The sequence below is a fragment of the Methylobacterium dankookense genome, assembly GCF_902141855.1.
GTDB classification, from domain to species: domain Bacteria; phylum Pseudomonadota; class Alphaproteobacteria; order Rhizobiales; family Beijerinckiaceae; genus Methylobacterium; species Methylobacterium dankookense.
Genome location: NZ_CABFVH010000035.1, coordinates 39,832 through 57,824, shown reverse-complemented (window position 1 = coordinate 57,824; position 17,993 = coordinate 39,832). Strand labels below are relative to the sequence as shown.

Below are 17,993 nucleotides of genomic sequence, written 5' to 3'. Positions count from 1 at the left end.
GAGCCGGCTTTGCAACGTTGCGTTCAGGGCTCCGCGGCGTCCCGCGTCACCCCGACCGCGCCAGCCATGCCCCCGGCGGACAATCCGCGCGGGGCCGAAGGCGCGTGCTCACGGATCCGTGCGGACACGAATCCCGCCTCTCGGCCCTGCCGCCCCCGCCCGGGGTTGACGGAGAGGTTGCCGTTTGCGACCGCCTGTCGCGGCGGGCCGGGCCGCGGGGACCCGGGGCCCGCTCTCCGCCCAGAAGGGTCCCAGAGGGTTCCATGACGACCGCGATCGACAGCGACCAGAGACTCCATCTCGTCTTCGGCGGGGAGCTCTCCGACCTCGAAGGCGTCCGCTTCAAGGACGTGAAGGGCCTCGACATCGTCGGCATCTTCCCCGACTACGCCTCCGCCCAGGTCGCCTGGAAGGCCAAGGCCCAGGCCACCGTCGACAGCGCCCAGACCCGCTACTTCATCGTCCACCTGCACCGCCTGCTCGAGCCGTGAGCGGCCCGCGGGTTTGCGGACCGCGCGGGACGGCCGGCGTGAAGCCATTGTGACAGCTTGATGCCGCTGGTAAGAGCCGGACCCGGTCTTCGCGCCGGGCCGGCGCGTCGCTGTCAGGTTTTCAGGAAGCGCGCCGCAGATCGGCGCGAGCTAGGTCGGCAGGCATGAAGTCCTCGATCAAGATCATTGCCGGCAATGCGAGCCGGCCCTTGGCCGAGGCCATCGCCGCGTATCTCGAATTGCCGCTCGCCAAGTGCATGGTGCGGCGCTTCGCCGACATGGAGATCTTCGTCGAGCTGCAGGAGAACGTCCGCGGCGAGGACGTGTTCATCGTCCAGTCGACCTCCTTCCCGGCCAACGACCACCTGATGGAATTGCTGATCATGATCGACGCCGCGCGCCGGTCCTCGGCGCGGCGCATCACGGCGGTGATCCCCTATTTCGGCTATGCCCGGCAGGACCGGCGCACCTCGGGCCGCACGCCGATCTCGGCCAAGCTCGTGGCCAACCTCATCACCGAGGCCGGCGCCGACCGCGTGCTGACGCTGGACCTCCATGCCGGCCAGATCCAGGGCTTCTTCGACATCCCGACCGACAACCTGTTCGCCGCCCCGGTGATGGTGCGCGACATCAAGGAGCGCTCGGTCGGCGTCGCCGACCGCATGGTGGTCTCGCCCGACGTGGGCGGCGTGGTGCGCGCCCGCGCCATCGCCAAGCGCATCGACGCGCCGCTGGCCATCGTCGACAAGCGCCGCGAGCGCCCGGGCGAGTCGGAGGTGATGAACATCATCGGCGACGTCGAGGGCCGCTCCTGCATCCTCGTGGACGACATCGTCGATTCGGGCGGCACCCTGGTGAACGCGGCCGAGGCCCTGCTCAATGCCGGCGCCAAGGACGTGTCGGCCTACATCACCCACGGCGTGCTCTCGGGCGGCGCGGTCTCGCGCATCGCGGCCTCGCGGATGAAGGAACTGGTGATCACCGACTCGATCCAGCCGACCCAGGCCGTGAAGCTCGCCCGCAACATCCGCGTCGCCACCATCGCGCCGCTGCTCGGCGAGGCGATCGGGCGCACGGCCACCGAGTCGAGCGTGTCGAGCCTGTTCGATTAGGTCTTGTGTGCGGACGGCGTTGCCGTCCGCGTCGCGGCGCATGGGCGCCGACGCGCGGTCGCGCTTGCGCCCCGCGAACGGGCATTCGCAGGGCGAGCCCCCCAATTCGGCGGGCCGTTCCGTTCGAGCGGTTGCCCTACTGCGAAAAATCCGGCTCCTCGCGCGCCAGCCGGCGCTTGAGGCTCGCGAGGTGCAGGCGGCCGCTCTCGGCGTCGCCGGCGCGCATCTGCGCCACCGCGTGCCGGGCGATCTCCGCGGGCACCGGCACCAGGGGGCGGCCGCTGCTCATCGCCTTGAGCTGCACCTCGGCCGCGCGCTCCAGGTAGTAGAGGTCGTCCCAGGCCTCGGCGATGGTCGGCCCGGTCACGATCACCCCGTGGTTGCGCAGGAAGACCACGTCCGCGTCGCCCAAGGTCGCGGCGATGCGGTCGCCCTCGTTGGAGTCGAGCGCGAGGCCGTTATAGGCGTCGTCCACCGCGACCCGGCCGTAGAACTTCAGCGCCGTCTGCCCCGCGAAGGCGAGCGGCTGCCCCTCGACCATGCAGAGCGCGGTGGCGTTCGGCATGTGCGTGTGGAAGGCGGCGCGGGCCCGCGGCAGGCGGGCATGCAGACGGGCGTGGATGAAGAAGGCGGTCGCCTCCGGCTGGCCCTCGCCCTCGACCACGGCGCCGTCGAGGGTGCAGACGAGGAGGTCCGAGGCCCGGATCTCGGCGAAGGCGAGGCCGTAGGGGTTGACGAGGAAGAGGTCGTCGCGCCCCGGCACCATCGCCGAGAAGTGGTTGCAGATCCCCTCCTCCAGCCCGAGCCGCGCGGCCATGCGGAAGCAGGCGGCGAGGTCGACCCGCGCCTCGGCGAGCGCCGCCCGGTCGATCGAACCGGTCTCGGTGCGGGTGGCGACGCTGCGCAGTTCGTGGGCCATGGGGGCTCCTCTCGGGCGGGCTCGAGGCGTGCGGGTGGGGCCACTTGTCGGCGAGCGCCGGCCCGTCGTCCAGGGGCCGAGCTGCGCCGCCGCGATGCCCTGCGAACGTGATTGCGCCGCCCCCCGCCCCTGCTTATACTGACGGCATTCCCCATTTTATGGCGTGAGGCGGGATCGGACGGTCGCTCCGAAAATCCCGCGGACCGGTGACCCGTGTTCCGGGCCGATCCCGCGCCCGTGAAGGTTGGAGTTCCCGGATGTCCCAGGGTCCCCTGATGCCCAAGGCCACCGCCGTATGGCTGGTGGAGAATACCTCGCTCGCCTTCGAGCAGATCGCCGATTTCTGCAAGCTGCACCCGCTCGAGGTGAAGGGCATCGCCGACGGCGAGGTCGCCGCCGGCATTAAGGGCCTCGACCCGATCACCACGGGCCAGCTCACCCGCGACGAGATCGAGAAGGCGCAGAAGTCGCCGCACTACAAGCTCAAGCAGGCGGTCTCGAAGGTGAAGCTGCCGGAGGTGAAGCGCACCACCAAGGGCCCGCGCTACACCCCGCTCTCGCGCCGCCAGGACCGGCCGAACGCCATCCTCTGGCTGCTGCGCAACCATCCCGAGCTGAAGGATTCGCAGGTCATCCGGCTGGTGGGCACCACCAAGTCGACCATCCAGCAGATCCGCGAGCGCACCCACTGGAACTCGGGCTCGCTGCAGCCGATGGACCCGGTGACCCTGGGCCTGTGCACCCAGATCGACCTCGACTTCGAGGTGCAGCGCGCCGCCGCCGACCGCCCCGCCGCCGTGCAGGCCGATGCCGGCGCCTCGCTGCTGCCGCCGGAGGTCTCCACCGCCGAGAGCTACGCCGACCACGACGAGGGCCGCCGCGGCGGCCGCGACGAGCGCCTCGACGCCGACTCGGTCTTCGCCAAGCTCAAGGGCCGGCGCACGGACGACGAGGACGAGGAGTACTGAGCGCGGACGTCCGGTTCGGTTGAACGCGAAGGCGTTCTGGTATAAGGAGCGCGCGTCCTATCGGTAGGATCGCGCGCTTTTTCTTGCGTGCGTTCTTAAATCCAAGCCGGTCGGGCCGCCCTCGGACACCGCACACCAATCGCGTCGGCAAGCCGGTCCGTCAGGACCGGTCGCCTCGTCCCCGTTCCGGGACCGGGCTGCGGCGGACGACCGGGCGCAACGCAACACGAGCCGCTGACGCAAGGGCCTCCGACCGAGGCCCCCAGGAGACAGAATGACCGCTGGTACCGCCCTGCAGAGCGCGCACGAGGATTTCGCCGCCCTGCTGGAGGAGAGCTTCCTCCAACACGAGATCACCGAAGGCTCCGTCGTCAAGGGTCGCGTCGTCGCGATCGAGAAGGACGTGGCCGTCATCGACATCGGCGCCAAGACGGAAGGCCGCGTCGCCCTCAAGGAATTCCAGGGCCCCGGCCGCGACGGCGAGCTGAACGTCGGCGACGAGGTCGAGGTCTATGTCGACCGCATCGAGAACGCGCTCGGCGAGGCCGTCATCTCCCGTGACAAGGCCCGCCGCGAGGAGTCGTGGGTCAAGCTCGAGAAGGCCTTCGAGGCCAACGAGCGCGTCACCGGCACGATCTTCAACCAGGTCAAGGGCGGCTACACCGTCGATCTCGACGGCGCCGTGGCCTTCCTGCCGCGCTCGCAGGTCGACATCCGCCCGGTGCGCGACGTGACCCCGCTGCTCGGCACGCCGCAGCCCTTCCAGATCCTCAAGATGGATCGCCGCCGCGGCAACATCGTCGTGTCGCGCCGCACCGTGCTCGAGGAGAGCCGCGCCGAGCAGCGCTCGGAGCTGGTGGCCAACCTTGAGGAAGGTCAGGTCATCGACGGCGTCGTCAAGAACATCACCGAGTACGGCGCCTTCGTCGATCTCGGCGGCATCGACGGCCTGCTGCACGTCACCGACATGGCGTGGCGCCGCGTGAACCACCCGTCCGAGGTCGTGACCATCGGCCAGACGGTGAAGGTCAAGATCATCAAGATCAACCACGAGACGCACCGCATCTCGCTCGGCATCAAGCAGCTCTTGGCCGATCCGTGGGAGGGCATCGCCGCCCGCTACCCCGTGGACGCCAAGCTCAAGGGCCGCGTGACCAACATCACCGATTACGGCGCCTTCGTGGAGCTGGAGCCGGGGATCGAGGGCCTGATCCACGTCTCCGAGATGAGCTGGACCAAGAAGAACGTCCACCCGGGCAAGATCGTCTCCACCTCCCAGGAGGTCGAGGTGCAGATCCTGGAGGTCGATCCGGTCAAGCGCCGCATCTCGCTCGGCCTCAAGCAGACCCTGCAGAACCCCTGGGACGGCTTCGCCGAGAAGCATCCGGTGGGCTCCGAGGTCGAGGGCGAGGTCAAGAACAAGACCGAGTTCGGCCTGTTCATCGGCCTCGAGGGCGACGTCGACGGCATGGTCCACCTGTCGGATCTCGACTGGAACCGTCCCGGCGAGCAGGTCATCGAGGAGTACAAGAAGGGCGACATCGTGCGCGCCCAGGTCCTCGACGTCGATGTCGAGAAGGAGCGCATCTCGCTGGGCGTCAAGCAGCTCGGCGGCGACCCCTATGCCGAGGCCGGCGAGATCAAGAAGGGTCAGGTCGTCACCTGCGAGGTGATCGAGGTGAAGGATTCGGGCGTCGAGGTGAAGATCGCCGACACCGACATGCAGACCTTCATCCGCCGCGCCGAGCTGGCGCGCGACCGCGGCGACCAGCGCCCCGAGCGCTTCGCCACCGGCGAGAAGTTCGACGCCCGCGTCGTCCAGTTCGACCGCAAGGCCCGCCGCGTGCAGGTCTCGATCAAGGCCCTCGAGGTCGCCGAGGAGAAGGAGGCCATGGCCCAGTTCGGCTCCGCCGATTCGGGTGCCTCGCTCGGCGACATCCTCGGCGCCGCCTTCAACAAGAAGCGCTCCGACGAGGAGTGAGCCGACCTTGACGGTCGCCCGGCTCGTCCGGGCGGCCAAGGCCGAGAGAAGCCCGCGCGGGATGCCCCGCGCGGGCTTTTCGTTTGTCGGCCGGACTCGGAGGGGGCCGATTGCCGGTCACCGGTTTTCCCGGCTCGCCGACACGGATCCGGCGCCGGCTCCGGCCCGGGTGCGCCCGACGGCGCCGCGGCGGACCCACGAGGCGAGGCGTGTCAAGCACTTGGCAGTGCACGAAGCCTCTGGACCCGGCCAAAGTTTGGGTGCAAACCGACGCCGCCTGTGACAGGCTTGCCGCCGCCCGCGCCGACCCGGAGCGCGCGGGCCAACCAAGAACGGACCGGCCGCGCGCCGGGCACGCGAGGGAGACCACCATCGCATGGCCGCCGATCCCGAACTTCTCATCGACCGCAGGCGCCTGCGCCGCAAGCTCACCCTCTGGCGGGTCCTGGGCATCGGCGGGCTCGTCGTCGCGGCGGGCGCCGTCGGCCTGCGCGTCCGCGCGGGCTCCGAGGGCATCGGCTTCGGCGCGGTGCGCCCGCAGATCGCGCGGATCTCGGTCTCGGGCTTCATCGCCGGCAGCGAGGCGACCGCCAAGCTGATGAAGCGCGTCGGCGAGTCCTCGGCCGTGCAGGGTGTCGTCGTCTCGATCAACTCGCCCGGCGGCACCACCACGGGCTCGGAGGAGATCTACCGCAACCTGCGCCAGCTCGCCGCCAAGAAGCCAGTGGTCGCCTTCGTGGACGGCACCGCGGCCTCCGGCGCCTACATCACGGCGCTCGCCGCCGACCACATCGTGGCGCGGGAGACCTCGCTCGTCGGCTCGATCGGCGTGCTGTTCCAGTACCCGGAGGTCTCGGGGCTGCTCGACAAGGTCGGCGTGAAGGTCGAGTCGGTGAAGTCCTCGCCGCTCAAGGCCGAGCCCTCGGGCTTCGCCCCGACCTCGCCCGAGGCGCGCGCCGCGCTCGCGGCCGTCGTCGGCGACACCTATGCCTGGTTCAAGGGGCTGGTGGCCGAGCGCCGCGGCATGAGCGAGACGCAGCTCGCCGCGGTCTCCGACGGCCGGGTGTTCAGCGGCCGCCAGAGCGTGCCGCTCAAGCTGGTGGATGAGCTCGGCGCCGAGCGCCAGGCGGTCGCGTGGCTGGAGACCGAGCGCAAGGTCGCCAAGAACCTGCCCGTGACCGACTGGAAGCCGCGCTCGGAATCGGATTTCAGCCTGTGGTCGGCCCTGGGGACGGGCGCCGACCTCGCCGGGTTCCAGGGCCTCGCCGCCCGCCTGCGCCGGATCGGCGAGGAGACGCAGGGGCTGGCCCAGGGCGGCCTGCTCGCCCTGTGGCGCCCCGGCGCCGAGGCGACGCCCTAGCGCCCCCGGCCTGAGCGGATGCCGGCTCGGCATCGGGGAACGGCTCCAGGGGGATCTCCGGGGGCATCCGAGACGAATCCTGAAGCCGGGCCGCCCGGCTTCCTCAAAGCGAGCGCCGGATCTTCATCGGCGATCTTTCGGGAAGACCAGGACACATGATCAAGTCGGAGCTCGTCCTCAGAATCGCCGAGCGCAACCCGCATCTCTACCAGCGGGATGTCGAGATCCTGGTCAACGCGATCCTCGACACCATCGCGGACGCGCTGGCCCGCGGCGACCGGGTGGAGCTGCGCGGCTTCGGCGCCTTCTCGGTGAAGCGCCGCGAGGCGCGGCGCGGGCGCAACCCGCGCACGGGCGAGGCGGTGGCGGTCTCCGAGAAGGCGATCCCCGTCTTCAAGACCGGCAAGGAGATGCGCCAGCGCCTCAACGCGGCCGGCATCGGCGAGGGACAGGCCGAGGAGGCGTGACGTGCCGGCATGTCGCCGCGGCCGGGTGCGCACCCTATCTCGGCTCGATGGGCCGGCGGGCGGCCCGCGGATCGGGCCGTCCGCACGCGGATTGTGACAGGCAGGACGCCCCCGGCGGGCTCGGAGAGGCCCCGGCGGGCTTGGAGTTGTGACGCGATGATCCGTTTCCTCAAGGGGCTGGTGCTGCTGCCGGTCGCGGTGCTGGTGATCCTGCTGGCGGTCGCCAACCGGGCGCCGGTGACCCTGTCCTTCGATCCCTTCTCCGAGGTGCCGGCCTTCAGCCTCGTCCTGCCGCTCTACGCGATCGTCTTCGTCGCGGTGGCGCTCGGCATCGTGGTCGGCGGCATCTTCACCTGGCTCGGCCAGGGCCGCGTCCGCCGCACCGCGCGCAGCCGCGGCCGCACGGTGCGCCGCCTGGAGGAGGAGACCACCCGCCTGCGCGCCGCGGTGCCGGAGCCCGAGCCCGTCCGCCCGGGCCTGCCCGCCCGCACGGCTCTGCCCGCCCCGCGCTGAGGACGCCCCGCGCGCCGTGACCACCCGCGTCAAGATCTGCGGCCTCGGCACGCCCGAGACCCTGGCGGCGGCGCTCGAGGCCGGCGCCGACCTCGTCGGCTTCGTGCATTTCGCGCCGAGCCCGCGCCATCTCGGCTGGCCGGAGGCGCAGGCGCTGGCCGCCGAGGTGCGCGGCCGGGCCGAGCGCGTGGTGCTGCTGGTCGATCCGGACGACGCCACGCTCCGCGCCGCGCTGGAGAGCGTCGCGCCCGACCTGATCCAGCTCCACGGGCGCGAGAGCCCGGAGCGCGTCGCCGCCATCCGGGCGCTCGCCGGGCGGCCGGTGATGAAGGCGCTCGGCATCGGCGCCGAGGCGGATCTCGCCCGCATCCCGGACTACGCGGCGGTCGACCGCCTGCTCCTCGACGCCAAGCCGCCGCCCGGCGCGGTGCTGCCCGGCGGCAACGGCCTCGCCTTCGACTGGCGGCTGATCGCGGGCGCCCGGCTCCCCGCCGGCTGGATGCTCTCGGGAGGCCTGCGCCCGGACAATGTCGCCGAGGCCCTCGCCCGCACGGGCGCGCCCGCCGTCGACGTCTCCTCCGGGGTCGAGACCGCGCCCGGCATCAAGGATCCGGCCCTCATCGCGGCCTTCGTCGCGGCGGTGCGGGCAAGCGCCGCGGCAGGTCGGCCAAGCGCCGCGGCAGGTCGGCCAAGCGCCGCGGCAGATCGGCCAAGCGCTGCCGCGGATGGGCGCGACGTGCCCCTCGCGTAGCGCCCGATCACCGGACGCCCTCCCTCCGGCGGCGGCGGCGCAGCGGCGTTTCGTCAGGAGACACGGAAGCCGGCTTGGCGTCGGCGCCGCGAGGGGTCTAAAGCAGGCCCAATGCCGGGCGCCCCGCCGCGCCCCTTCAGCGCTCCAAGGACTGCCCCGTGACCATCGCAGCGACCCCCAACTCCTTCCGCACCGGCCCCGACGAGCGCGGGCGCTTCGGCATCTTCGGCGGCCGCTTCGTCGCCGAGACCCTGATGCCGCTGATCCTCGACCTGGAGAAGGCCTACGAGGCGGCCAAGGCCGATCCGCAGTTCAAGGCCGACATGGAGTCCTACGGCACCCACTATATCGGCCGGCCGAGCCCGCTCTACTACGCCGAGCGCCTGACCGAGCACCTGCGCGCCAAGGCCCCCGCCGGCCAGGGCGCCAAGGTCTATTTCAAGCGCGAGGAGCTGAACCACACCGGCTCGCACAAGGTGAACAACGTGCTGGGCCAGATCCTGCTGGCCCGCCGCATGGGCAAGCCGCGCATCATCGCCGAGACGGGCGCGGGCCAGCACGGGGTCGCCACCGCCACCCTCTGCGCCCGCTTCGGCCTGAAATGCGTCGTCTACATGGGCGCCGTCGACGTGGCCCGGCAGGCCCCGAACGTCTTCCGCATGAAGATGCTCGGCGCCGAGGTGGTGCCGGTGGAATCCGGCACCAAGACCCTCAAGGACGCGATGAACGAGGCCCTGCGCGACTGGGTCACCAACGTCGCCGACACCTTCTACTGCATCGGCACGGTGGCGGGCCCGCACCCCTACCCGGCCATGGTGCGCGACTTCCAGGCGGTGATCGGCCGCGAGACCCGCGAGCAGATGCTGGCCCAGGAAGGCCGCATTCCCGATTCGCTCGTCGCCTGCATCGGCGGCGGCTCGAACGCCATGGGCCTGTTCCATCCCTTCCTCGACGACCGCGAGGTCGAGATCTTCGGGGTCGAGGCGGCGGGCCACGGCGTCGAGAGCGGCCTGCACGCGGCCTCGCTTACCGGCGGGCGGCCGGGCGTGCTCCACGGCAACCGCACCTACCTCCTGATGGATGCGGATGGCCAGATCGCCGACGCGCACTCGATCTCGGCGGGCCTCGACTATCCGGGCATCGGCCCCGAGCACGCCTGGCTCCACGAGATGGGCCGCGTCACCTATCTCTCGGCCACCGACGCCGAGACGCTGGAGGCGTTCAAGCTCTGCTCGATGCTGGAGGGCATCATCCCGGCGCTGGAGCCCGCCCACGCGCTGTCCAAGGTGCTGGAGCTCGCGCCCCAGCGCCCGGCCGACCACCTGATGGTGATGAATCTCTCGGGCCGCGGCGACAAGGACATCCCGCAGGTGGCCGAGATCTTCGGCACGCGGATCTGAGCAAGCCGGGTCAGGGCGCGGACGCCGCGGGGGCCACCACGGCGTCGTTCTGCCCGCTGCGCGCCAGGGCCCGTGCGACGAAGCCGGAGGCCTTCATCTCTTCGATGAAGGCCCGCATGTAGTCGGCCGCCTGCCCGTTCGCCTTCGGGGTCGCCACCGCCTGCTCGATGACCATGAACCGGCCCGGGAGCAGGCGCAGCCCCGCATGGTCGCGCGCATAGGCTTCGAGCGGCTGGCGCACCGAGGCGAGGACCTCCGGCTTCTCCGCCAGGAACAGGGCGAGGGCGTCGGCCGAAGTGGGGGCATAGACCCGCTCGGCCGCCTTGAGATGGCGCCCGAGATAGAGGTCGTAGGCGGTGTTGCGGCCCACCGCGATCCGCATGCCCGGCCGGTCGACCTCCGCGTTGCGCGTGATCGGCGAATCGGCCCGGACCATGTAGGCGCCCTCGATCAGCACGTAGGGCGGGCTGAACGCGATGGTCTCGCCCCGGTGCGGATCGATCGCCAGGAAGGCCACATCCCAGCTCCGCGCGCCGCCCAGCGCCTCGACCACCGCGCCGGCGGTGTCGAAGGTCACGAAGCCGACGGGCAGGCCGAGGCGCCGGCCGAGCTCGCGCGCGAGATCCGCCGAGACGCCGGCCGGCTGCCCGTCCGGCCCCTTCTGGGCCAGGACCGGGTTGCCGTAGTTGATGGCGGCGCGCAGCGTCCCGGTCGGCGCGATCGCGTGCGCGGTCTCGGAAGAGGAGGTTTGGGCCAAGGCGATCTCCGATGCGGGCAGGGCGGCGAAGGCGCCCAGTACCAATATGGACCGGATGACGGCCCGGCGCCGGCCGCGCGGCGGAGACGGGGCGCGGGCGGCGGGTTCGCGCGACATCGTGACCTCTCCTTGAGCCGTGTTCCGATCCCGCTGGATCGGGACACGGCTCTAAGTCATTGTTTTGGCGCGCTCTCTTCGCCGAACCGGCGTCCATTCCGGCGGAGAGCGCTCTAGATTGACGGCGACCACGCGCGGAGTGACCCCCGCGCCCATCGATAGGCCGAACGCGCGGCCGGACTCAACCGGGCTCGGCGCCCGAGGAGACCTTCGACCGATGCAGAACCCGATCCCGGCCGTGTTCATGCGCGGCGGCACCAGCAAGGCGATCCTGTTCCACGCGAGCGACCTGCCCGCGGACCGGGCCGACTGGGACGCCCTGTTCTGCGCGGCCATGGGCACGCCCGACCCCTATGGCCGCCAGCTCGACGGCATGGGCGGGGGCGTGTCCTCCCTGTCCAAGATCTGCGTGCTCGCGCCCTCCGCCCGGCCGGATGCCGACATCGACTACACCTTCGCGCAGGTGCAGATCCGCGAGGCCCGGGTCGATTACGCCGGCAATTGCGGAAACATGAGCGCGGCGGTGGGCCCCTTCGCCGTCGACGCGGGGCTGGTGAGCGTCTCGGGCGACGAGGCAACGGTGCGCATCTTCAACACCAACACCGCCCGGATCATCCGCGCCACCTTCCCCGTCGCTCAAGGACGCGCCCGCTACGACGGCGACCTCGCGATTCCCGGTGTCTTCGGCACGGGCGCGCCGATCCGGCTCGACTTCCTGGAGCCCGGCGGCGCCACCACGGGCCGGCTCCTGCCCACGGGCCGGACGATCGACCGCCTCGACATTCCCGGCCTCGGCCCGGTCGAGGCGTCCCTGGTCGATGCGGCGAACGCCACCGTGTTCGTGCGCGCCCGCGACCTCGGCCTCACCGGGACCGAGCTGCCCGACCGGCTCGAATCCGATCCCGCGCTCCTGGCGCTCCTGGACGAGATCCGCGTGCAGGGCTCCGTGCGGATGGGCATCGCGCCCGATGCGGAGGCGGCGCGCGCCATCCGCATGGTGCCCTTCGTGGGCTTCGTGTCGCCGCCCGCCGACGCCGTCACCCTGACCGGCGAGGCGGTGCCCGCCGCGGAGATCGACCTCGCGGCGCGGGTGATCTCGAACGGCCAGCCGCACCGGGCCCTGCCGCTCACCGTCTCCCTGTGCACGGCGGTGGCCGCGCGCATCCCGGGCACCGTGGTCGCCGAGGCGCTCTCGCCGAAGGCGGGGGAGGGGCCGCTGCGGCTCGGCATGCCGTCGGGCGTGCTCACTGTCGGCGCCGAGGTCGCGGCGGAGGCGGGCGGCTGGGCCGCCCGGGCGGGCTCGTTCTACCGGACCGCGCGCCGCCTGTTCGACGGTCGGGTCTGGGTGCCGCAGCTCTCGACGGAGCGTCGCGGGGGAGGGGAGCGGTAACCGTCCGCGCCTCCGCTCAAGCCTCTGTTAACGACGAGGCCCCTAACTCAGGGATGACCCGCCCGTGCCCGGGCGGCCCCTCTGTTTCGAGTCACCTGAGCACCCATGCGCGCATCGGGACGGCCTCCCTACTCACATCGCGATCCCTCCCGTCCGGGCCGCGGCGTCGACCGCCCCGGCCTCTCGCTCGGCGCCCTGGCGCATCGGCTGATGTCGCTGCGCGCCAGCCTGACCCGGCGCCTCGCCGGGCCGCCGCGCCATCCCGGCTACAAACTCCCCCGACCGGCCCAGAGCTGGTCGACCCCGCCCGGCGCCCTCGTCGGCCGCGGGCCGGAGCCGCACCTGTCCTATCCCGACGCGCCGGCGCCCTGGGCCGAGGCCGGGCACCCCGAGGCCGGCTGGCCCGCCCAGGTCTTCGACGACCGCGCCGGCTTCGAGAGCCCCCTCCCCGAGAGCCGGATCGACCACGCCGCCTCCACGCCCGGCGTGCTGGTGCGCCAGCCCCGCCGCCCGGCCGCGATCGCGCCCGAGGGCGCGCCGCTCCCGGCCGCCCACGCCATTTCCCACACCATCCCCCACCTTGCCGGCCCTGTCGGCATGCCCGCCCCGGCCGAGCCCTCGGCCGTGCGCTACACCCGCACGCCGGATACGATCCTGCAGGAGCGCCGCATGCGGGCGCTCGAGGCCGAGCGCATCGCCCTGGAGCGCGCCCGCGCCGAGGCCGACGCCGCGAGCCGGGCCATCGAGGAGGCGCGTGTCGCCGCCGAGAGCGCCGAGGTGGCGCGCGCCGCGGCGCAGGCCGAGGCCGCCCGGATCGAGGCGGAGACCGCCGCCGCGGAGGCCACGCGCCTCGCCGCCGGGCCGCCCCTGCCCCTCTGGCGCCAGCCCTTCGTGGCGCCCCCCGGCGTGCGCTACTTCCGCACCCCGGACCGCCGCCCCGCCCGGCCCGCGGTCGAGATGCCGGCCGGATCGGTCGATCCCGCCGAGGCCCCCCTGCCCATGCCGGCCGTCCCTGCGCCCGTGGCGGCCGACTTCTCCGACCTGCCCGAATGGTCGGCGGTGCAGCCCTGGTTCGGCGAGGACGACCTCTCCTCCGTCGAGGTCTGGGCCGCCCTGGAGCGCCCCGAGGAGCCCGCGGCCGAGCCCGCCGAGGCCCCGGAGGCGGAGCCCGTTTCCGAGACCGAATCCTACGTCTCGCTGCCGGTCGACATCTCGCATCTGCGCTCGCTGCCGCCGAAGCCCGTCTACGTGCTCGACCGGCTGGTGCGCTTCGACATGCCGCCGCGCCCGGCCGACCTGCAGGACAACGCCGCCGCCCGCGCCGCCGCGGAGGCCGCCGCCGCCTTCCTGCCGCCGCGCCCGGCCCTCTCCCTGATCCTCGGCACGGCCGCGCCGGCCTTCGGGCAGGCCCCCGAGGCGCCGACCGCCGCCGAACCCCTCCCCTCCCCTGCCGAGGCGCCGCGCCCGGCCCTCTCGGCCATGGCCGCCCGCGCCGCGATCCGTCCCGCGCGCCAGCCGGGCGAGCCGGCCGCCGAGGCCGCCCCGGCGCCTGAGCCGACGAGCGCCCCGGCGCCGGCCGTGGCGGCGGTCGCGCCCGCGCCGGTGGTGGTGCCGATCCCGTCCCGTCCCGTCCTGCTGCGCGGCCGCGCGGCCGAGCCCACAGTGACGGAGAGCGAACCCGTGGCGGAGGCGGCCGAGGTCCTCCCCTGTGCCGAGCCGGCGCCCGTCGAGGCCGTCGAGCCGGAGGAGGCCGCGGCCCCCCTCCCCGCCCCGGTGGCGAACCTGCCGGCCGTGGTGCGCCCGCACCTGATCCCGGCCGGCCGCCATCTCGAGGTCGCGGCCTTCGCCAACGCCGATTACGCGCTGCCCTCGCTCGAGCTCCTCGCCCTGCCCGTTCCCGGCGGCAGCGCCGAGGTCGATGCCGACGTGCTGGAGCAGAACGCCCTCAACCTGCAGCAGACGGTCCAGGATTTCGGCGTGCGCGGCGACATCCTCGCCGTCCGCCCCGGCCCCGTCGTCACCCTCTACGAGCTGGAGCCGGCGCCCGGCACCAAGTCGTCCCGCGTCATCGGCCTGTCGGACGACATCGCCCGCTCGATGTCGGCGGTCTCGGCCCGCGTCGCGGTCGTGCCCGGCCGCAACGTCATCGGCATCGAGCTGCCGAACGAGACCCGTGAGACGGTCTATCTGCGCGAGCTTCTCTCGGCGCCGGACTTCGCCGAGACCAAGCACAAGCTGGCTTTGTGCCTCGGCAAGAACATCGGCGGCGAGCCGATCATCGCCGACCTCGCCCGCATGCCCCACCTGCTGGTGGCCGGCACCACCGGCTCGGGCAAGTCGGTCGCCATCAACACCATGATCCTCTCGCTCCTCTACCGGCTCAAGCCCGAGGAGTGCCGCCTGATCATGGTCGACCCGAAGATGCTGGAGCTGTCCGTCTATGACGGCATCCCGCACCTGCTCTCCCCCGTCGTCATCGACCCGAAGAAGGCGGTCATCGCCCTCAAATGGGCCGTGCGCGAGATGGAGGAGCGCTACAAGAAGATGTCCAAGATCGCGGTGCGGAATATCGACGGCTACAACGCCCGGATGAAGGAGGCCCGCGACCGCGGCGAGACCATCACCCGCACGGTGCAGACCGGGTTCGACCGGCAGACGGGCGAGGCGGTGTACGAGGACGAGGCGATGGACCTGTCGCCTCTGCCCTACATCGTGATCGTGGTGGACGAGATGGCCGACCTGATGATGGTGGCCGGCAAGGACATCGAGGGGGCGATCCAGCGGCTCGCCCAGATGGCGCGCGCGGCCGGCATCCACCTGATCATGGCGACGCAGCGGCCCTCGGTGGACGTGATCACCGGCACGATCAAGGCGAACTTCCCGACCCGGATCAGCTTCCAGGTGACGAGCAAGATCGACTCGCGCACCATCCTCGGCGAGATGGGCGCGGAGCAGCTGCTCGGCCAGGGCGACATGCTGTTCATGGCGGGCGGCGGACGGACCACGCGCGTGCATGGCCCGTTCTGCTCGGATGCCGAGGTCGAGAGCGTCGTCGCTCACCTCAAGCGCCAGGGCCGGCCCGCCTATCTCGATGCCGTCACCGCCGACGAGGCCTCCGAGGAGGCCCCGGCCAAGGGCGGCCGCGGCGCCAAGGCGCCGCCCCCCGAGGAGCGCGAGGAAGAGGCCCCGGTCTTCGACGTCGGCGCCTTCGCGGCCTCGGTCGGCGGCGAGGCAGGCGACCTCTACGAGCAGGCGGTCCAGGTGGTGCTGCGCGACCAGAAGGCCTCGACCAGCTACATCCAGCGCCGCCTGCAGATCGGCTACAACCGCGCCGCCTCGCTGATGGAGCGGATGGAGATCGAGGGCATCGTCGGCCCGGCCAACCATGCAGGCAAGCGCGAGATCCTGGTCGATGGCGGCCACCATGCCAGCTCGGCCATGGGCTCGGCGATGTACGACGACGACTGAGCTCGTCTGGCGCCGGCCCCGTCGCGGGCCGGCGTCGCATCTTCGCCACAGGGCGAGGCTCTAAGCGGGACTCGAAGCCCCGATGCCAAGACCCTGACGTCAAGACTCCCGACGCAAGCGGCCCGCCCGGACCCCAGGAGATCGCCCACGATGAACGGCCGCCGCACCAGCCCCGTTGCCGGTTCGCTCCTCGTCCTCGCGGCCTGGCTCGCCCCCGTGCCCGCCGAGGCGCAGGTCGGCGCCTTCCTCGACAGCCTGTTCGGCGGCAAGAAGGAGCAGCCGGCCCCGGCCGCCGAGCCCGAGGCCGCGCCCGCCCCGGCGGCTCCGGCGCCCGCGCCGAAGAAGGCGGCCGCCCCGAAGAAGGAGGGCAAGGACGCCAAGGAGGCGAAGGCCGCCGAAAAGCCGGCGGACGCGCGCACCGGCAGCATCAAGAGCGGCAAGCACGCCGCCCCTGAGAAGGGCGCGGAGAAGGCCCCGCCCGAGGCCAGGGTCGCCGCCGTCGGGGCGCCCGCTGCGGTGGCCGCGAGCCTGGAGCCCGCCGACCCGGCGACCGTGCTCGCCCAGGCCAACGCCTATTTCAACGGGCTGACCACGCTCACCGGCAACTTCATGCAGATCGCGGCCGACGGGCGCCGCATCGGCGGCAAGCTCACCATCGCCAAGCCCGGGCGCCTGCGCTTCGACTACGACCAGCCCTCGCCGCTGGAGGTGGTGGCCGACGGCACCTCGGTGGCCGTGCGCGACCGCAAGCTGTCCACGCAGGACACCTACTTCATCGCCCAGACGCCGCTGAAATTCCTGCTGCGCGAGAAGATCGACCTCGCCCGCGACCTCACCGTGACCGAGGTGACCAACGATCCGGGCGGCGTGCGCATCGCGCTGGAGGACCGCGCGACGCTCGGCGGCACCTCGAAGATCCAGCTCTACTTCGACGCCGAGGTGAAGACCCTGTCGCAGTGGCGGATCACCGACCCGCAGGGCTACCTGACCACGGTGCAGCTCTCGAACCTGCAGAAGGGCAAGCCGGTCGACTCGACCCTGTTCTTCATCAATTACGGCCGCCCCGAGGACAAGGCGATGGCCGAGCGCATCAAGCAGTCGCAGAACCCCTGAAACATCGCACCGGACCTTTCAGGACATGGCGCGGGTCCCCTCTCCCGCTCGGGAGAGAGGGACAGGGTGAGGGTCGAGACCTTTCAGGAAGGGGCGGAGACGGAGCAGTGGCGCCGTCGCGACCTCTCCGGCGCGTTCTCCACCCTCACCCCACCCCTCTCCCGAACGGGAGAGGGAGTCTGGCGCGGCCCGGATCTCCCTGTAGCCCTCAACCTTAGAAACTTCCCGTGCGCCTCACCGTCTCCACCTGGAACATCAACTCGGTGCGCCTGCGCATCGATTCCGTGCTGCGCTTCCTCGCCGAGAATCGGCCGGACGTGCTCTGCCTGCAGGAGACGAAGTGCCCGGACGAGGTGTTTCCGCTGAAGGCCCTCAAGGGCTCGGGTTACGAGCACGTCGTCTTCGCCGGCCAGAAGGGCTATAACGGCGTCGCGATCCTCTCCCGCTTTCCCCTGCTCGATCCGGCCGTGATGGGCTTCTGCGAGCGGGCCGACGCGCGCCACATCTCGGCGGTGCTGGGCAAGGAGGCGGGCCCGGCCGCGGGGCTCGTGCTGCACGATTTCTACGTGCCGGCCGGCGGCGACGTGCCGGACCGCGGCCTGAACCCGAAATTCGCGCACAAGCTCGACTTCCTGCAGGAGCTGCGCGCCTGGGGCGGCAAGCGCGTCTCGGGGCCGGCCATCCTCGTCGGCGACCTCAACGTGGCGCCGCTGGAGCACGACGTCTGGTCGCACAAGCAACTCCTCGACGTGGTGAGCCACACCCCCGTCGAGACCGAGGCCCTGGAGACCCTGCGGGCTGAGGCCGGCTGGATCGACACCGCCCGGCTGCTGACCCCGGAGCCCGAGAAGATCTACACGTGGTGGAGCTACCGCTCGCCGAACTGGGAGCTCGCCAACAAGGGGCGGCGGCTCGACCATGCCTGGGTCTCGCCGGACCTCGCCGGCACGGTCCGCGGCGTCACCGTCTCCCGCGAGACCCGGGGCTGGGAGCGCCCCTCCGACCACGTGCCGGTGACCCTCGCCCTCGAATTGTAGCGCGAACCGCAGGGAGCGGAACGGAAGGCGCCGCTCCGCATTGGCCCGGCATCACGAACGCTTGATGAGGGTCCCCTTGCGTAAGATCCTGCTCGCCATCGTCCTGCCGCGCGTCGTCTCCTGGCTGCGTCGCCGCTACGGAGCGCCCC

The 17,993-nt window shown here is 72.0% G+C and carries 15 protein-coding genes; 13 read left to right on the top strand and 2 right to left on the bottom strand.

What is annotated here, in order from left to right:
* Window positions 1–263 precede the first annotated feature (263 nt).
* Together MTDSW087_RS21420 and MTDSW087_RS21415 are read left to right on the top strand one after the other, a co-directional pair.
* The gene (locus MTDSW087_RS21420) at window positions 264–491 is read left to right on the top strand and encodes a DUF4170 domain-containing protein (RefSeq protein ID WP_144766914.1); all 228 of its coding nucleotides are present in this window, start codon (window positions 264–266) and stop codon (window positions 489–491) included.
* Between the two features lie 164 nt (window positions 492–655).
* Window positions 656–1,603, top strand: a complete 948-nt coding sequence (locus tag MTDSW087_RS21415) for a ribose-phosphate pyrophosphokinase (protein ID WP_144766913.1) — start codon at window positions 656–658, stop codon at window positions 1,601–1,603.
* Window positions 1,604–1,739: 136 nt separating this feature from the next.
* Here the strand turns inward: MTDSW087_RS21415 and MTDSW087_RS21410 are convergent, their stop codons facing one another.
* Complete coding sequence (locus MTDSW087_RS21410) at window positions 1,740–2,522, bottom strand: aldolase (protein ID WP_144766912.1); 783 nt, start codon at window positions 2,520–2,522, stop codon at window positions 1,740–1,742.
* A 257-nt stretch (window positions 2,523–2,779) separates the two neighbouring features.
* Here MTDSW087_RS21410 and MTDSW087_RS21405 point away from each other — a divergent pair, with 257 nt between their 5' ends.
* The 7 genes from MTDSW087_RS21405 to trpB all read left to right on the top strand — a co-directional run bounded on the left by MTDSW087_RS21405 (window position 2,780) and on the right by trpB (window position 9,962).
* The gene (locus MTDSW087_RS21405) at window positions 2,780–3,490 is read left to right on the top strand and encodes a DUF1013 domain-containing protein (protein ID WP_144766911.1); all 711 of its coding nucleotides are present in this window, start codon (window positions 2,780–2,782) and stop codon (window positions 3,488–3,490) included.
* Window positions 3,491–3,764: 274 nt separating this feature from the next.
* Window positions 3,765–5,471 (top strand): 30S ribosomal protein S1, encoded by a 1,707-nt coding sequence (gene rpsA / locus MTDSW087_RS21400; protein WP_144766910.1) that lies wholly within the window; start codon window positions 3,765–3,767, stop codon window positions 5,469–5,471.
* A 376-nt stretch (window positions 5,472–5,847) separates the two neighbouring features.
* Window positions 5,848–6,831, top strand: coding sequence for a signal peptide peptidase SppA (gene sppA / locus MTDSW087_RS21395; protein WP_144766909.1), 984 nt, complete (start codon window positions 5,848–5,850; stop codon window positions 6,829–6,831).
* Window positions 6,832–6,986: 155 nt separating this feature from the next.
* Entirely contained in the window at window positions 6,987–7,298 is a 312-nt protein-coding gene (locus MTDSW087_RS21390; RefSeq protein WP_144766908.1) for an integration host factor subunit beta, read from the top strand.
* Between the two features lie 156 nt (window positions 7,299–7,454).
* Window positions 7,455–7,811 carry a LapA family protein gene (locus tag MTDSW087_RS21385; RefSeq protein ID WP_144766907.1) on the top strand — a complete coding sequence of 119 codons (357 nt, stop codon included), beginning with the start codon at window positions 7,455–7,457 and terminating at the stop codon, window positions 7,809–7,811.
* Window positions 7,812–7,827: 16 nt separating this feature from the next.
* Window positions 7,828–8,562 carry a phosphoribosylanthranilate isomerase gene (locus tag MTDSW087_RS21380; RefSeq protein ID WP_144766906.1) on the top strand — a complete coding sequence of 245 codons (735 nt, stop codon included), beginning with the start codon at window positions 7,828–7,830 and terminating at the stop codon, window positions 8,560–8,562.
* 158 nt (window positions 8,563–8,720) lie between these two features.
* Entirely contained in the window at window positions 8,721–9,962 is a 1,242-nt protein-coding gene (trpB, locus tag MTDSW087_RS21375; protein ID WP_144766905.1) for a tryptophan synthase subunit beta, read from the top strand.
* Between the two features lie 10 nt (window positions 9,963–9,972).
* Here the strand turns inward: trpB and MTDSW087_RS21370 are convergent, their stop codons facing one another.
* A complete protein-coding gene (locus tag MTDSW087_RS21370) occupies window positions 9,973–10,836 on the bottom strand; it encodes an ABC transporter substrate-binding protein (RefSeq protein WP_144766904.1) in 864 nt (287 codons plus the stop codon).
* A gap of 217 nt (window positions 10,837–11,053) precedes the next feature.
* Between MTDSW087_RS21370 and MTDSW087_RS21365 the strand changes: the two genes are divergently transcribed.
* The 4 genes from MTDSW087_RS21365 (at window position 11,054) to xth (ending at window position 17,844) form a co-directional block, all read left to right on the top strand.
* The gene (locus MTDSW087_RS21365) at window positions 11,054–12,226 is read left to right on the top strand and encodes a 2-methylaconitate cis-trans isomerase PrpF family protein (protein WP_144766903.1); all 1,173 of its coding nucleotides are present in this window, start codon (window positions 11,054–11,056) and stop codon (window positions 12,224–12,226) included.
* Between the two features lie 210 nt (window positions 12,227–12,436).
* The gene (locus MTDSW087_RS21360; RefSeq protein WP_238179104.1) at window positions 12,437–15,694 is read left to right on the top strand and encodes a DNA translocase FtsK; all 3,258 of its coding nucleotides are present in this window, start codon (window positions 12,437–12,439) and stop codon (window positions 15,692–15,694) included.
* A 150-nt stretch (window positions 15,695–15,844) separates the two neighbouring features.
* Window positions 15,845–16,807: an outer-membrane lipoprotein carrier protein LolA gene (locus MTDSW087_RS21355; protein WP_144766901.1), complete on the top strand. Its 963-nt coding sequence runs from the start codon at window positions 15,845–15,847 to the stop codon at window positions 16,805–16,807.
* A gap of 227 nt (window positions 16,808–17,034) precedes the next feature.
* Entirely contained in the window at window positions 17,035–17,844 is an 810-nt protein-coding gene (xth, locus tag MTDSW087_RS21350; RefSeq protein ID WP_144766900.1) for an exodeoxyribonuclease III, read from the top strand.
* The last annotated feature ends 149 nt before the right edge of the window (window positions 17,845–17,993 follow it).

Excerpts from the sequence above, each read along its gene's own strand:
- MTDSW087_RS21360 (WP_238179104.1), top strand. The coding sequence starts at position 12,437 with ATGTCGCTGCGCGCCAGCCTGACCCGGCGCCTCGCCGGGCCGCCGCGC.
- MTDSW087_RS21405 (WP_144766911.1), top strand. The coding sequence starts at position 2,780 with ATGTCCCAGGGTCCCCTGATGCCCAAGGCCACCGCCGTATGGCTGGTG.
- MTDSW087_RS21415 (WP_144766913.1), top strand. The coding sequence starts at position 656 with ATGAAGTCCTCGATCAAGATCATTGCCGGCAATGCGAGCCGGCCCTTG.
- MTDSW087_RS21365 (WP_144766903.1), top strand. The coding sequence starts at position 11,054 with ATGCAGAACCCGATCCCGGCCGTGTTCATGCGCGGCGGCACCAGCAAG.
- MTDSW087_RS21355 (WP_144766901.1), top strand. The coding sequence starts at position 15,845 with ATGAACGGCCGCCGCACCAGCCCCGTTGCCGGTTCGCTCCTCGTCCTC.
- MTDSW087_RS21390 (WP_144766908.1), top strand. The coding sequence starts at position 6,987 with ATGATCAAGTCGGAGCTCGTCCTCAGAATCGCCGAGCGCAACCCGCAT.
- MTDSW087_RS21420 (WP_144766914.1), top strand. The coding sequence starts at position 264 with ATGACGACCGCGATCGACAGCGACCAGAGACTCCATCTCGTCTTCGGC.
- MTDSW087_RS21385 (WP_144766907.1), top strand. The coding sequence starts at position 7,455 with ATGATCCGTTTCCTCAAGGGGCTGGTGCTGCTGCCGGTCGCGGTGCTG.
- sppA (WP_144766909.1), top strand. The coding sequence starts at position 5,848 with ATGGCCGCCGATCCCGAACTTCTCATCGACCGCAGGCGCCTGCGCCGC.
- MTDSW087_RS21370 (WP_144766904.1), bottom strand. The coding sequence starts at position 10,836 with ATGTCGCGCGAACCCGCCGCCCGCGCCCCGTCTCCGCCGCGCGGCCGG.
- MTDSW087_RS21410 (WP_144766912.1), bottom strand. The coding sequence starts at position 2,522 with ATGGCCCACGAACTGCGCAGCGTCGCCACCCGCACCGAGACCGGTTCG.
- rpsA (WP_144766910.1), top strand. The coding sequence starts at position 3,765 with ATGACCGCTGGTACCGCCCTGCAGAGCGCGCACGAGGATTTCGCCGCC.